Origin of the sequence: Bacillus sp. 2D03 (assembly GCF_003946765.1) — a bacterium.
GTDB classification, from domain to species: Bacteria; Bacillota; Bacilli; order Bacillales; family Bacillaceae_G; genus Bacillus_A; species Bacillus_A cereus.
Map to the genome: position 1 here is coordinate 260,507 of NZ_RPSJ01000001.1, position 13,644 is coordinate 274,150.

Sequence of the window (13,644 nt, forward strand, 5' to 3'; positions counted from 1 at the left end):
ACCATGCAGCACGTCACTTTATTACCACTAGATTTATGCTATACAAATGTGATTTTCGAGCTATCAAGTGATCCACATATAAAAAATGCATTGGGGATAACGGTAGAAAATATCGAAGACACGAAAACATTTCTTCTTTTCGCAATAGAAGAAGAGCGTCAAAAGAAATCCTTATCGAGAATGATTGTGAATGAAGAAAATGAAATAATTGGCCTCACCACACTTAAACATATTAATAATGAGAAAAAGCAATCTCACATTGGTAGTTGGCTCGGCTATCCGTACTGGGGAAAAGGCTATAACGAGGCTGCTAAAAAAGAAATCTTTAAAATCGCCTTTTTAGACTTACAACTTTCCTACGTATTTGCTGGTGCTAAAACGAATAATATCCGCTCTTTAAAAGCACAAGAAAAACTACCTTATATTTCATTGCATGTGGAAAACAAGTTTCCAGACGAACACGCTGCACTAGAGAAAGAAGTAAAGTCACCTTGCTCTCTGCATGTCGTGTCACGTGAAAATTTTTTAAACTGGTTGAAATTAAAGAATGAGGGGAAAAAATATGAAGGCATCGAAAGTTAGTTTAACCGTTGTAGTAGAATTAGCTCTTATTTATCTTTTTTCATTATTGGTCGGTTGGTCATTTATAGAGACCTTTTTCCTTGGTAGTTTAGCAATATTTGCAATTATGTGGTTAATTATTATGAGTAACCATAGAAATAACATTACAGATCACGCAATAAGTAAAACATTAACTGGCGTTGAGACTGGCGAAATAAAACCATTTCAAATTGTTTTGACTCCATCTATTATGGGTACTCTTTCACTTGTTTTAGTCAGTTTTATAATAACAGCTATTTACTATCTACCCTATTTCCTATAAAAAAGCACTCGTGAATTATCACGAGTGCTTTTTTACTATGCACGAGAAACGTATTTACCTTCACCAGTGTTGATGATAAGCATTTCGCCTTCGTTAATGAAGATTGGTACTTGTACAACAAGACCAGTTTCCAATGTAGCTGGTTTTGTTACGTTAGAAGCAGTATCACCTTTAATACCAGGCTCTGTTTCTGTAACTTGTAATTCAACTGTGTTTGGAAGTTCAACACCAAGTACTTCGCCTTGGTAAGTCATGATTGCTACTTCCATGTTTTCTTTTAGGAATTTAAGCTCGCGCTCGATTTGTTTTTCACCAAGTTCGATTTGCTCATAAGTTCCGTTATCCATAAATACGTGAGCCTCACCGCTTGCGTATAAGTATTGCATACGACGGTTTTCGATGTGTGCTTTTTCTACTTTCTCACCTGCACGGAATGTTTTCTCTTGAACAGAACCTGTGCGAAGATTACGTAGTTTAGAACGAACGAATGCAGCACCTTTACCTGGCTTTACGTGTTGGAAATCAAGTACTTGCCAAAGGGCATTGTCCACTGAAATTGTTAAACCTGTACGAAAATCGTTTACTGAAATCATGTAAAAAAATCCTCCTGTGTATTACAAAATAATAAGTTCTTTTGGTGATTTCGTAATTACTTCATTACCTTCACTTGTCACAATGATATCATCTTCAATACGTACGCCGCCAATACCTGGAATATAAATACCTGGTTCTACTGTTACAGCCATGCCTGGTTCAAGTACTGTATGAGAACGGAATGCTAAACCTGGTGCTTCATGGATTTCAAGACCTATTCCATGACCAGTAGAGTGTCCAAAGTATTCACCATATCCTTTTTCCGTTATGTAGTCACGCGTTAGCGCATCAGCCTCGCGACCTGTTAAACCAGCTTTAATACCGTTCACACCACGTAGTTGTGCTTCTAAAACGATATTATAAATTTCTTTTAATTTATCAGATGGTTCACCGACTGCAATCGTACGAGTAATATCAGAGCAATATCCTTTGTAATAAGCGCCGAAGTCTAATGTAACGAAATCTCCTGTTTCTATCACTTTTTCAGATGCCACGCCGTGCGGTAATGCCGAACGAAGACCTGAAGCAACGATAATATCAAACGAAGAAGATGTTGCTCCTTGTTTTCTCATGAAAAATTCAAGTTCATTTGACACTTCAATTTCAGATACTCCCGGGCGAATGAATGATAGAATATGCTCAAAGGCAGCATCTGCAATCTGTGCAGCTTCCTTTAATATCTTAATCTCTGAATCAGTCTTTATCAAGCGTAACTTTTCTACAAGTCCAGAAGTCGGGATAAATTCAGCATCAATCGCTTCCTTATGCACTGAATAAGAACTATATGTAAGAGTATCTTGCTCAAAACCAAGCTTTTGAATTCCAAGCTCTTTCACTTGCTTTGCCACTTCATCAATGATCAATCCTGCGTGCTGTACAACCTCATATCCAACCGCTTGTTTACTTGCCTGCTCGACGTAACGGAAATCTGTAATAAATTGAGCACGATCTTTTGAAATAAGAACAACGCCTGCTGTTCCTGTGAAGTTAGCCATATATCTACGACTATGTTCATTTGTTAACAAAATACCGTCAATACCAGCCTCATCAAATGCACTTCGTAATCTTTCAATTTTCTCCATTACTTTATGCCTCCCTCAATTTCTCCATTAATGCAAATAACGCTAACTTATAGCCATAAAAACCAAATCCTACAATTTGACCTGCACAAACAGCTGCCGTCACAGATTCATGACGGAACGATTCACGCTGATGAATGTTAGAAATATGTACTTCAATAACAGGAATCGAAATGCTCGCAATGGCATCACGAATCGCATAGCTATAATGCGTAAATGCTCCCGGATTTAAAATGATCCCTTCATATATATCTTCCGCTTCATGAATAATGTCGATAATGGCACCTTCATGATTCGATTGGAAACATTCTAACTCCACTCCCATTGTTTCTGCTTCTTGCTTCATATCTGCTTCAAGTGTCGTTAGCGTGCCCTTTCCATATACATTTACCTCACGAACACCGAGGCGATTTAGGTTAGGACCGTTTACGAGGAGTAACTTTTTCATATTCTTAAAACTCCTTAATATTAAATATCTATACAATATTTTAACATAGGAGTTACTTATTTGAATAGTTCGTCTTCTCTTACCCTTCTTGTTCTGCTTTATTGCTATTTACTGCGTAAGAAACAGAATATGCTATAAACACACCATACAATATAAAAATACATATTGTCGTCACAATTGTCTCTTTTGGTAAATGGAGCGCACTTTTAATAACAGGAGCCATTAAACCCATCCCCAAAAACAGTAGTGCCCACCAAAATAGCCCATAAATAATTCCCGCTATAATCCCTTCAAACTTTGCAAAAAATGCTTTATACAAAAAGGCAATTAAAATTGAAAGAAGTCCCATACACACTATTCCGAACACATTGCCCCATACACCCTCTTTCCAACTTCCAAACGCAAATGGTAAAAGGAAATAATTCGGGCCCGCCTCCGTGAATGAAAATATATGAAGGAAATACCATATCCCGCCCCAAAAGATTCCACCAAACAAACCAATCTGCACAAAATTCCTTGTTCCTAATTGTTCTTGACTCACATCGACACCTCCGCTCAATAGTATGCCCGAAACTATTTTGAAGCATGTTTAAATCCTGCGAAATTTGTCTATAAAAAGAATAAGAAATGTCCGACTCTCATAACATTTTCCCTTGTCATCTACTTGTATTTGCCGATAAAATAAAGGAAACTCGGTGATTGTCTTATTTCAAAACGACAGAACCCAGTATGACAATTGCCTCTTTTTCTACATAAGAGAGAAACAAATACAGGTTGGTGTTAACATGACAGAAGAGTCAAAACAAATATATGGCGGGCAAGCGGTCATAGAAGGAGTTATGTTTGGCGGTAGAGAATATACTGTTACAGCGGTTCGTCGTAAAGATAAATCGATTGAATTTTATCGATTACCACGCGTTCGTAATAAAGTACTATCTACCCTAAAAAAAATTCCATTTTTACGAGGGATTGCCGCTATTGTGGATGCAAGTGCGAATGGAGCAAAACATTTAAACTTCGCTTCAGAACGATTTGACGTCCACCCAGAAGATGATGAACAAATTGCAAATAAAAAAGAAGAACAATCAAAATTAACGATGGTATTAGGAGTTGCAGCTGTTGGCGTTTTATCTTTTATATTCGGTAAAGTCATTTTCACAGCAGTTCCTGCACTATTAGCTGAATTAACGAGACCGATTTTCCCATCTCATACTGGGCAAATTATTGTCGAAAGTGTCATTAAGCTCATGCTATTATTGAGCTATATATACTTTATTTCTTTAACCCCACTTATTAAGCGGGTATTTCAGTATCACGGTGCAGAGCATAAGGTAATCAATGCTTACGAGAATAACCTTCCTCTGACTGTAGAAAACGTTCAAAAGCAAACTCGTCTCCATTATAGATGCGGCAGTAGCTTTATTATATTTACAGTCATTATTGGAATGTTCGTTTATTTCCTAGTCCCTACAGATCCTCTTTGGGCACGAGTTATAAACCGAATTTTATTAATTCCAGTTGTACTTGGTATTTCTTTTGAAGTATTGCAATTTACAAATCGATTACGAGATATTCCTGTATTACGCGTACTTGGATATCCTGGATTATGGCTACAACTATTAACAACGAAAGAACCAACAGATGATCAAGTGGAAGTAGCAATTGCATCGTTTGAAGAATTATTACGTTTAGAGAACAAACAATAATTATTTAAAAATGGTGTTCAACTCCTTTCCTCATCGTTAATATACTAATTTTAATATACGTTTTTAGGAGGTGTCCCTTATGAACGGTCGTTCGTTTACTTTCGCTATATTTGTGCTTATTATCGGATTGGCAATATTCGGCCTTGTTTCATCTGTTATTACAAATCCCATGGGTGTATTAAGAAATATCGGGTACATGTTACTTGTTGTCGGTATCTTTTACTTGCTATACAAGATGTTTACAAATTCCAATGGTTCTGCAAATTCACAAAGCTCATATAAGCGTGCGGCAAAACAATCGAACCGCAAACATGGGAAACAAAATGTAGCACCCCTAGGCAATTCTTTCTTTAAGTCAAATACTTCTAATGACAAAAGCAAAAAAGGGAATTCTCCCACTTTGAAACGAAAAAGAAAACAGTCTCATTTAACTGTCATTGAAGGCAAAAAAAGCAAAAAGAAAGACCGTGCTTCCTTTTAGGAAATACGGTCTTTTTTTATACTTTGAAGCACTTCTTTTAAACTTTTCTCTCTCATACTTTCAATTCGAAGATGATGATTTTCAAATGGTAAATTCCGTGTCACATCATTAGGTACAACAACGCACGTTAATCCCGCTGCAACCGCTGCTCTCAATCCATTTAATGAATCTTCAAATACAACAGCTTCAGACGGCTTAATTCCTAATTCTTCTATTGCAACTCGATAAAGAGCTGGATCTGGTTTTACCTTCTCAACATCTTCTCTCGTTTTAATCACTTCAAAATATTCTCGAATCTGTAGCTCTTCTAAAAAATGAATAACCCATTCTCTAGACGAACTAGAAGCCAGTGCGATTTTCAATCCCATTTCTTTCGCTTCTTCTAAATATTCTTTTACCCCGTCACGAGCTTCTGGTATTCTCATTTTCTCTTTATGTAAAGTTGCCACTTTTTCTTTTAATGCACTTTTGTTAAACTTCTCTTTTAATTGATCATTTAAATATGTATAAAGTACCTCATCTGTTGTTCCAATACATTTCGCAAATTCCTCTAAAGGTAGTTCCCCGCCGTATTCACGAACAGCATCTCTGAAAGAGTGAAACCATATCGTTTCTGTGTCCACAATTAATCCATCAAAATCAAAAATAATTGCTTTCATAATTCTCCCATCCTTTTCGAATTGAAATAAAAAAGGAAACGCCATACGTTCCCCTTAATTACTTTTCTCTTCATTTGCTCTTTGAACACCACGAAGTGTTTCCACTCGGACTGCATCTTGTTCAAAGTATTCCACTAAATCACCAATGCGATCAATTGCTTCCCAACTTAAATGATGTTCAATTCCTTCTACATCATTGTAAATTTTACTTTCATCCACACCGATAATACGCATAAATTGCTCTAGCAAGTCATGACGATATACGAGACGTTCTCCGATTTTTTTACCTTTTGTTGTTAATACAAGCCCTCTATATTTTTCATAAATTAGATATTCATCTTTGTCTAATTTTTGCACCATTTTTGTTACAGAGGATGGATGTACACTAAGCGCTTCAGCAATATCAGATACGCGGGCGTAACCCTTTTCATCAATCAACAAATAAATTTGTTCAATATAATCTTCCATACTAGGGGTAGGCATCGGTTTCCTCCATCCAAGTTCATTTTGCTTATTCCGTACGAAGCAATCAATAAAATGATACACCAGAAAGAATAACGTGACAAGTTGAAAACGAGCCTAAATATATAAAACAAAAAAGAATCTGTATTTGCATACAGACCCCCCTTAAGTAAAATATTGTATTTCTGCATTAGGAAAAAACTCATTTATATAACCTCTTATCGTTTCTTTTAATACTGCTGCATCATCTTTTTTATATACATATTTTCCGATGGTTTTGGAAAACGATGCTGAATCAATTCAAACGTTAAATTTGGTATCGTCATATCTTTGTCGCTCAAATAGTTTACGGTTCCTTCTTCCCATTCTTCATGCATTTAAATTGGCGCAACTATAAAACCAAGTGGATATTCAAGTGCCTTTCGTTCAAAGTAAACGAGCTTTGGCATAAATGGTCTCATATGCTTTTCGCCCTCTCGTTAGTATGGGGGACATTAAAGTTTTCCACCCCAGTAACTTGCGTTGCAAGTTACTGGGGGTTATAATTTGGATACCAGCTACCTTGCAACGCAAGTTACCTGAGTAAAAGGTGGTGAAATCATGCACAGCCAAATGTTAAAAGGTGTACTAGAAGGTTGCATCCTATACATCATTTCACAAGAAGAAGTGTACGGATATGAACTGAGCACAAAATTAAATAAACATGGCTTTACATTCGTAAGCGAAGGAAGCATCTATCCATTATTATTACGTATGCAAAAAGAAAAATTGATCGAAGGCACATTAAAAGCTTCCTCACTCGGTCCGAAGCGAAAATATTATCACGTAACCGATAAAGGGCTAGAACAACTTGAAGAATTTAAAAAAAGCTGGGGAATGGTTTCTACTACGGTAAATAACTTATTACAGGGGGAGTGATAGGGATGAATGCACAAGACATGATTGAATTGAATAATAAAAAACGTGAGCTTCTAACTTCCGAAAACGAAATTGCTTATGGTGATATGCTAGTATATCTTCGGTTATCTAATGTACCCGAACATCAAGTAGAAGAACTTTTGTTAGAAATATTAGATCATCTTATCGAAGCACAAGTAGAAAATAAAAATGCTTATGACATTTTTGGTGATGACTTACAATCTTATTGTGATGAACTTATATCAGCTTTACCAACCCAAACAAAGTTAGAAAAAACTTCTTTAATTGGATTTTCTGTTAGCTTACTTCTTGCTATACAGTTTGGCATAAATGCAATTATTTCATTTTTTATGTTTCTCTTTGAAAAAAATAATACATTATCAAGTCCGCCTTTTAGCATCCTTGGAACTACTTTGTCTGTTTCAATAATTATACTAGGTATATTATTTATTTTATATTTATTAAAGCGTTACTCCTTTGATCAGAAAATGAATTGGAAAAGAAGAATTCTATTTGGATTCGCATTTGCTACTCCATTTTGTTCCGCTGTATTCTTAAATATTTATTTCCAAAAGCAACCTTATCTCATTTATCATCTAACCTTTTGGCAAAACGCCTTAATCGCAATCTTATTTTTTATTTTATATAAACTACTATACAAAAAATCAAATTTTTAACAGCCCTTCAAAAGGCTGTTTTTTCTTCTGTCTAATTTTACAAATTGAAAAATTTCATAAAGAAAATAAGAAAAATGCAAAATAATTAAAGTTAATTGTTGACGTGATGCTTTTATTATCGGTATCATAAATCTTCGTGAGCAATTATTTTTCGTTATACGATTTTTTTATTATTACTGAATTTTTGAGAGGAGAAATTAGATGTCAGTTAAGAAGAAAACGCAAGTACGCACCGGCAAAATGGTACGTGAACTAATGTTAGCAGACGAAGATGTAAATGCTTCGCTAATTATGGTATATAGTGAAAACGGTGTAAACGCAGAAATTAAAATCGAGGGCTTAACGCCGAAATGTAACGAAGAATTATTTTTGAGCGGAAACGTGGATTGGAACAAGAGTGTTATTTATAAAATTGTTGATTTCACTGGAAACGCTGAAGTTGGTAAAGTTACATTAACAGCGATGAACAAAAACAATGTTTCTCTAGAAATTGAACGCGTTATGTGGAGTAAAGAAAATAAAGAAGCTGCCGAGCAAGAAGAAACACAGGTAGAAGCAGCACCGAAAAAAGAAGTAGTTGTAGAAGCTCCAAAAGCAATTACGCCTGCTCCTAAGCCTGTTACGCGTGTGGAAACACCTGCTATGGCACCTAAGCCTACTCCGGTACCGACACCGAAGCCAGTAAGCGTAGAAGCAGCTGTAGAACTAGTTACTCCAGCGCCTGTGAAAAAAGCAGTCCCTACTCCAGTTACAAAGCAAGAGACAGCACCGGTTGCTCCTGCAAAACCGAAGCAGCCTGCTTTGACTGAAACAAATTCAAAACTACAAGAAAATTATGTTAAACTCGTGAAAAAGACAATTGAAGTTTGTCAAGATTACGAGCTTGGCATCGACATAGATGATTCTATTGAAAGCTTAAAAGAAGAACTACAAAGCCAAGGTATTAGCGTTACATTTGACAAAGAAATTATGGACGTTGTAAGTCGCCTTCGTTCTTTACAAGATAAAGGAATCAAAGTAGAAAAAGTACTTAATTTACTATAAAAAAATAAGAGGTGGCTATCGCCACCTCTTATTTTTTATAATTCCACTCATTACTTTCATACTTTTCTTTCGCTAACGTTTGAACTTCATGTAACTGTTCTTCTGTTAATTCATATGGAACAAGTTCTACATCCAATCCTTTTTCAAAGCCAACTTCAAACGCTTTAATTAACTGTTCTATCGTAAATGTACGGTCTGTTAATTCATTAATTGCTACTGCTTTAGAAGAGAACATACTCTTCATACGTTCCTTCACACGTTCATTTGGGAATAAAAATAGATCATATAGTTCATCTAAATCAATTTCTAATGGAATCGATCCATGCTGTAAAATAACACCTTTTTGACGTGTTTGAGCACTACCAGCAATTTTTCGTCCTTCCACTACAATTTCATACCAAGATGGTGCATCAAAACATACGCCTGAACGTGGATTTTTTAAATTTTCACGATCTGCTTCTGTTTTTGGAACTGCATAATATGCTTCTAACCCTAATGCCTTAAAACCATCTAATAAACCTTGCGAAATAACACGATACGCTTCTGTAACTGTTTTCGGCATATTCGGATGATCTTCAGACACAATAACACTATACGTTAACTCTTTGTCATGTAGTACACCCCTGCCGCCTGTTTGACGACGAACGAATCCATATTTCTTTTCGTTAACTACATCCATATTAATATCTTTTTCAACACGTTGAAAATACCCAACTGTTAATGTTGGTACTTCCCATTCATAAAAACGAATTGTTGGTGGCATTTTCTTTTCACTTTGCCAATTTAATAAACATTCATCTAACGCCATATTAAATGCCGGTGAACATTGACCAGAGTTAATATAACACCATTTTTCTTTTCCCATCCTGCACCTCATATAACCAATTATTTTTCACATTCTCTAGTCTACCAAATTCGACAAAATTTGTGAAAGAATACGAAATTTCTTCTTATATGCAAATGAATCTGTTGCATAAATACATAAGGGCATTATAATATTGAAAGTAGGATAAGAAAAAAGGGAGCGATAGAATCGTGTCAACAACTTGGATTATTTTATTAGCCGTAATCGTAGCATTTATCGGCTACACTGTATGGATGTACTTCTATCAGAAAAAATTAATTAAAACTCTTACAGAAGAAGAATTTCGCGCTGGCTACCGTAAAGCACAGCTTATCGATATTCGTGAAGCAGACGAATATAACGCAGGGCATATTTTAGGTGCACGTAACATTCCGTTATCACAAATTCGCCTTCGCCATAAAGAACTTCGTCAAGATCAACCTGTTTACTTATATTGCCAAAGCGGATTCCGTACAGGTCGTGCAGCGCAATACTTAAAAAAACAAGGCTACAAAGATTTCTACCAATTACAAGGTGGATTTAAATCTTGGACAGGCAAAATTAAAAAGAAATAATAACATACAAAAAACTAGCTGAATAAATCAGCTAGTTTTTTCATTTCATCTTATTCGCAATGTATAATAAATTCTGCTTGATTACCTTTTCATCGTTCTCTTCTACATTCCGATACAGCAGTTGATATTCAATTCCTTTCTCTTTCCATATAAGCGTAGCAAATTCGTCACCACGTTCATAATCATCTTTATTTTTAAAATAAGCAGACGTTCCATTATTCAGTTTCATTTGTTCTTGAAATCGCTTCTCTTCCACAAGATCCGGAAAACTATAAGGAAAGTTCGCGACATTTAACTCAATATACTCATTTCTACCTGACTCCTTCTGTTTATATTTAATCGTTAAGACAGTGTTCTTTTTCCCAAGCGTTCTTACTTCCCCCTTCACATCACTTGTAATGTCGTACGGTAAAAACGTTGGAACTTTAAACTTCACCGGAAAATATTTTGGAAGTTCCTTTAGCGGAATAGGATCCGTAACACGATCCATAGCTCCTCCTGTTGTTCCCACAAAGTGTTTTTCTTCTTGCATCGTTTGCTGAAACGAACACGAACTAAGCATGAAACTAGAAAACACGAAACAAATGATTCTTTTTTTCAATTTGTTTCCGCCCTTTCATACCGCTCTCTTAACGAACGAAGCGTTGATATTCTCTTCATATTCGCTTTGTCACCAAACTCCACCTTTGAAAACTTTCCACGTTATTCTCACACATTTTGACAACACTTTTTGCAAACAAAAAAGACCCCTATCATTCTTACGCCCAAGTGAAAAGGTTACGCGAATAAAAAGAAGTCTTATTAATACCATAGTTTGTGAAAAGCTTTTCAGGTCAAGATTTTTTCTTTCTTATTATTTTCCCTTTATAATAAGGGAAAGAGGTGATACATATGGCCAATATAAAACAAATTGCTAAAACTGCTGGTGTATCGATATCAACTGTTTCTCGTGTCCTGAATAATCACCCTTACGTAAAAGAAGAAAAGCGTAAGCGTGTTCTAGATGCTGTTGAAGAATTAAACTACGCAAAAAATATAAATGCTGTCCATTTAATAAGAGGGAAAACATATACAATTGGCGTTATGCTTCCTTTCATTAACCTCCCCTACTTCAGTACGATTATTGAAGGAATCGGAAACGAAGCGTTAGCTGCTGGCTATCACATTAATTTATGTCAAACGAACTACGATAGAATTGAAGAAATTCGTGTTCTTGAAATGATGAAAATGAAACAATTTGATGGGATGATTATTTGCTCCCGAACGAGCTCTTGGGAACAAATCGAACCTTTTGCAAAATTTGCCCCTATTATTTCATGTGAAAAAATGAAGCATCCCCTCATTTCATCCATCTACGTAGATCATTATGAAGGTTTCCGTCTCGGTACTGCCTATTTACTAAGTAGAGGCCATGAAAAAATCGGAATTTGTTTAGCAAGAAAAACAAGTGTAAATTCCATAGAGCGAGAAAAAGCGTTCGCCGATACACTTCGTAACGAAGGGAAAACGTTGCATCCTGAATGGATTTTCCACCAATGCTATACAATGCAGGACGGAGCACAAATACTCCATCGTATTTTAAATATGACAAATCGTCCAACTGCTATTTTCACAGCGAACGATCAAGTTGCAGCTGGTTTATTAACAGAGGCTCGAAAACATGGTATTCGAGTACCTGAAGACCTTGCTATCCTTGGATTTGATAATCATGAAATTTCAAAGGCATTAGAAATTTCCACAATTGAACATCCCGGTCTCGCAATGGGCTCACATGCTTTTTCTTTATTTCATAAGCAGATTCAAAGCGAGCAAATTGTCGGCAGTACAAAAGAGCTTTCATTCCATTTAATTGAGCGAGAGACTGTCTAAAAAGAGCGTTACCTATAACGCTCTTTTTCAGCTCTTCACCTATTGACTTTATATTTTCCATCTCATATAATGAACCTAACGAACGGTAGGTAGGGGATTAAAATGACAGCAAACCGCATTAAAGCTGTAGCACTTTCTCATTTCGCACGCTACGGCTACGAAGGAACTTCATTAGCAAATATTGCTCAAGAAGTTGGGATTAAAAAGCCATCGATTTACGCACACTTTAAAGGAAAAGAAGAGCTATATTTTATATGCTTAGAATCCGCTCTTCAAAAAGATTTACAAAGCTTCACTGACGATATCGAAAAATTTTCAAATTCGTCTACTGAAGAATTGCTCTTACAATTACTAAAGGGCTACGCAAAACGATTTGGTGAAAGTGAAGAATCAATGTTTTGGTTACGAACTTCTTATTTTCCGCCTGATGCATTTCGCGAACAAATTATCGAAAAAGCGAATGCGCACATTGAAAACGTCGGAAAACTTTTATTCCCTGTATTTAAACAGGCAAACGAGCAAAGTGAACTGCATAACATTGAAGTGAAAGACGCTCTAGAAGCTTTCCTATGCTTACTGGACGGACTTATGGTTGAACTACTATTCGCAGGTTTAAATCGCTTTGAGACTCGTTTAAACGCCTCTTGGCAAGTATTTTGGCGAGGCCTTTCAAACTGACGGATTGCTCCTTTGCAATGCGTCGTTTTTAAGCCCTTTACCTAACGACTGGTAGGAAGGAGAAATGACAAATGGCATGGATTTATGTAATCTTAGCTGGTATTATTGAAATCTTTTGGGTGATTGGATTAAAACACGCGGAAGCACCACTTGAATGGGCTGGTGTTGCTCTATTAATTACAATTAGTTTCGTCTTATTATTTAGAGCTTATAAAGATTTACCTGTCGGCACTGTATACGCAGTCTTTACAGGTATTGGAGCTGGTGGAATCGTTCTTACTGAGATTTTCGTTTTCGGAGAACCTTTCTCTATCGTAAAAGTTTTATTAATCGGTTTAATCTTCTTCGGAGTAATTGGTTTAAAACGAGTAACAGAAGAAAAAGAAGCGAAGGAGGCTGCATAAAATGGCTTGGGTATTTTTAATTCTAGCTGGTATTTGTGAAATTATTGGTGTACTCTTTATGAAAGTAGCCACTGAAAAGAAAGGCTGGGCACCAAAAGTTATCTTGATCGCTAACTTCGGCGTAAGCTTCTTCTTCTTATCTCTTGCGATGAACACATTACCGATGGGAACTGCTTACGCGATTTGGACTGGAATTGGAACTGCCGGAAGCGCACTTCTAGGCATCCTTATTTTCCGAGAATCAGCAGATTGGCGTCGTCTTGCTTTCTTAAGCTGCATTTTATGCGGCGCTGTTGGCTTAAAACTATTAAGCTAACGTGAGG

At 36.2% G+C, this 13,644-nt stretch carries 20 protein-coding genes and 1 pseudogene; 12 read left to right on the forward strand and 9 right to left on the reverse strand.

What is annotated here, in order from left to right:
* Positions 1–3: 3 nt before the first annotated feature.
* Both EBQ15_RS01550 and EBQ15_RS01555 read left to right on the forward strand, forming a co-directional pair.
* Complete coding sequence (locus EBQ15_RS01550; protein ID WP_001164988.1) at positions 4–582, forward strand: GNAT family N-acetyltransferase; 579 nt, start codon at positions 4–6, stop codon at positions 580–582.
* Positions 563–883 carry a hypothetical protein gene (locus EBQ15_RS01555; protein WP_000647828.1) on the forward strand — a complete coding sequence of 107 codons (321 nt, stop codon included), beginning with the start codon at positions 563–565 and terminating at the stop codon, positions 881–883. Before EBQ15_RS01550 ends, EBQ15_RS01555 begins: the two co-directional genes overlap by 20 nt.
* A gap of 35 nt (positions 884–918) precedes the next feature.
* Here EBQ15_RS01555 and efp read toward each other — a convergent pair whose 3' ends face one another.
* From efp to EBQ15_RS01575, 4 genes are all read right to left on the reverse strand, one after another.
* A complete protein-coding gene (efp, locus tag EBQ15_RS01560) occupies positions 919–1,476 on the reverse strand; it encodes an elongation factor P (protein WP_000626516.1) in 558 nt (185 codons plus the stop codon).
* Positions 1,477–1,497: 21 nt separating this feature from the next.
* Complete coding sequence (gene pepQ, locus EBQ15_RS01565) at positions 1,498–2,559, reverse strand: Xaa-Pro dipeptidase (protein ID WP_000411041.1); 1,062 nt, start codon at positions 2,557–2,559, stop codon at positions 1,498–1,500.
* Between the two features lie 4 nt (positions 2,560–2,563).
* Complete coding sequence (aroQ, locus tag EBQ15_RS01570) at positions 2,564–3,004, reverse strand: type II 3-dehydroquinate dehydratase (RefSeq protein WP_000735147.1); 441 nt, start codon at positions 3,002–3,004, stop codon at positions 2,564–2,566.
* A gap of 79 nt (positions 3,005–3,083) precedes the next feature.
* A complete protein-coding gene (locus EBQ15_RS01575; RefSeq protein WP_000076880.1) occupies positions 3,084–3,545 on the reverse strand; it encodes a YqhR family membrane protein in 462 nt (153 codons plus the stop codon).
* A 244-nt stretch (positions 3,546–3,789) separates the two neighbouring features.
* Between EBQ15_RS01575 and EBQ15_RS01580 the strand changes: the two genes are divergently transcribed.
* Together EBQ15_RS01580 and EBQ15_RS01585 are read left to right on the forward strand one after the other, a co-directional pair.
* Positions 3,790–4,710 carry a DUF1385 domain-containing protein gene (locus EBQ15_RS01580; RefSeq protein WP_000134186.1) on the forward strand — a complete coding sequence of 307 codons (921 nt, stop codon included), beginning with the start codon at positions 3,790–3,792 and terminating at the stop codon, positions 4,708–4,710.
* 79 nt (positions 4,711–4,789) lie between these two features.
* Positions 4,790–5,191, forward strand: coding sequence for an SA1362 family protein (locus EBQ15_RS01585; protein WP_001014459.1), 402 nt, complete (start codon positions 4,790–4,792; stop codon positions 5,189–5,191).
* On the opposite strand, the gene EBQ15_RS01590 is transcribed toward EBQ15_RS01585, so the two are convergent.
* The 3 genes and pseudogenes from EBQ15_RS01590 to EBQ15_RS31480 all read right to left on the reverse strand — a co-directional run.
* Complete coding sequence (locus EBQ15_RS01590; protein ID WP_025966333.1) at positions 5,188–5,850, reverse strand: HAD family hydrolase; 663 nt, start codon at positions 5,848–5,850, stop codon at positions 5,188–5,190. The genes EBQ15_RS01585 and EBQ15_RS01590 overlap by 4 nt on opposite strands.
* Positions 5,851–5,904: 54 nt before the next feature.
* Positions 5,905–6,333 (reverse strand): transcriptional regulator MntR, encoded by a 429-nt coding sequence (mntR, locus tag EBQ15_RS01595; RefSeq protein WP_001143083.1) that lies wholly within the window; start codon positions 6,331–6,333, stop codon positions 5,905–5,907.
* Positions 6,334–6,477: 144 nt separating this feature from the next.
* Positions 6,478–6,722, reverse strand: a pseudogene (locus tag EBQ15_RS31480) (spore photoproduct lyase family protein); the annotation flags it as partial.
* A 190-nt stretch (positions 6,723–6,912) separates the two neighbouring features.
* On the opposite strand from EBQ15_RS31480, the gene EBQ15_RS01605 reads away from it, so the two are divergent.
* The 3 genes from EBQ15_RS01605 to EBQ15_RS01615 all read left to right on the forward strand — a co-directional run bounded on the left by EBQ15_RS01605 (position 6,913) and on the right by EBQ15_RS01615 (position 8,951).
* Positions 6,913–7,230: a PadR family transcriptional regulator gene (locus tag EBQ15_RS01605; protein WP_000556081.1), complete on the forward strand. Its 318-nt coding sequence runs from the start codon at positions 6,913–6,915 to the stop codon at positions 7,228–7,230.
* Positions 7,231–7,235: 5 nt separating this feature from the next.
* Positions 7,236–7,907 (forward strand): DUF1129 family protein, encoded by a 672-nt coding sequence (locus EBQ15_RS01610; RefSeq protein ID WP_000993591.1) that lies wholly within the window; start codon positions 7,236–7,238, stop codon positions 7,905–7,907.
* Positions 7,908–8,108: 201 nt separating this feature from the next.
* The gene (locus tag EBQ15_RS01615) at positions 8,109–8,951 is read left to right on the forward strand and encodes a hypothetical protein (protein WP_000111900.1); all 843 of its coding nucleotides are present in this window, start codon (positions 8,109–8,111) and stop codon (positions 8,949–8,951) included.
* Positions 8,952–8,979: 28 nt separating this feature from the next.
* Here EBQ15_RS01615 and EBQ15_RS01620 read toward each other — a convergent pair whose 3' ends face one another.
* Positions 8,980–9,816 carry a lipoate--protein ligase family protein gene (locus tag EBQ15_RS01620; RefSeq protein WP_000514081.1) on the reverse strand — a complete coding sequence of 279 codons (837 nt, stop codon included), beginning with the start codon at positions 9,814–9,816 and terminating at the stop codon, positions 8,980–8,982.
* 170 nt (positions 9,817–9,986) lie between these two features.
* Between EBQ15_RS01620 and EBQ15_RS01625 the strand changes: the two genes are divergently transcribed.
* Positions 9,987–10,370 (forward strand): rhodanese-like domain-containing protein, encoded by a 384-nt coding sequence (locus EBQ15_RS01625; RefSeq protein WP_000108653.1) that lies wholly within the window; start codon positions 9,987–9,989, stop codon positions 10,368–10,370.
* 40 nt (positions 10,371–10,410) lie between these two features.
* Here EBQ15_RS01625 and EBQ15_RS01630 read toward each other — a convergent pair whose 3' ends face one another.
* The gene (locus EBQ15_RS01630) at positions 10,411–10,947 is read right to left on the reverse strand and encodes a hypothetical protein (protein WP_025966335.1); all 537 of its coding nucleotides are present in this window, start codon (positions 10,945–10,947) and stop codon (positions 10,411–10,413) included.
* A gap of 314 nt (positions 10,948–11,261) precedes the next feature.
* Here EBQ15_RS01630 and EBQ15_RS01635 point away from each other — a divergent pair, with 314 nt between their 5' ends.
* From EBQ15_RS01635 to EBQ15_RS01650, 4 genes are all read left to right on the forward strand, one after another.
* Positions 11,262–12,239, forward strand: a complete 978-nt coding sequence (locus EBQ15_RS01635) for a LacI family DNA-binding transcriptional regulator (protein WP_001273978.1) — start codon at positions 11,262–11,264, stop codon at positions 12,237–12,239.
* A gap of 96 nt (positions 12,240–12,335) precedes the next feature.
* A complete protein-coding gene (locus EBQ15_RS01640; protein ID WP_180235241.1) occupies positions 12,336–12,917 on the forward strand; it encodes a TetR/AcrR family transcriptional regulator in 582 nt (193 codons plus the stop codon).
* Positions 12,918–12,988: 71 nt separating this feature from the next.
* The gene (locus tag EBQ15_RS01645) at positions 12,989–13,321 is read left to right on the forward strand and encodes a DMT family transporter (protein WP_000312349.1); all 333 of its coding nucleotides are present in this window, start codon (positions 12,989–12,991) and stop codon (positions 13,319–13,321) included.
* 1 nt (position 13,322) lies between these two features.
* Positions 13,323–13,637 carry a DMT family transporter gene (locus EBQ15_RS01650; RefSeq protein ID WP_000312623.1) on the forward strand — a complete coding sequence of 105 codons (315 nt, stop codon included), beginning with the start codon at positions 13,323–13,325 and terminating at the stop codon, positions 13,635–13,637.
* The last annotated feature ends 7 nt before the right edge of the window (positions 13,638–13,644 follow it).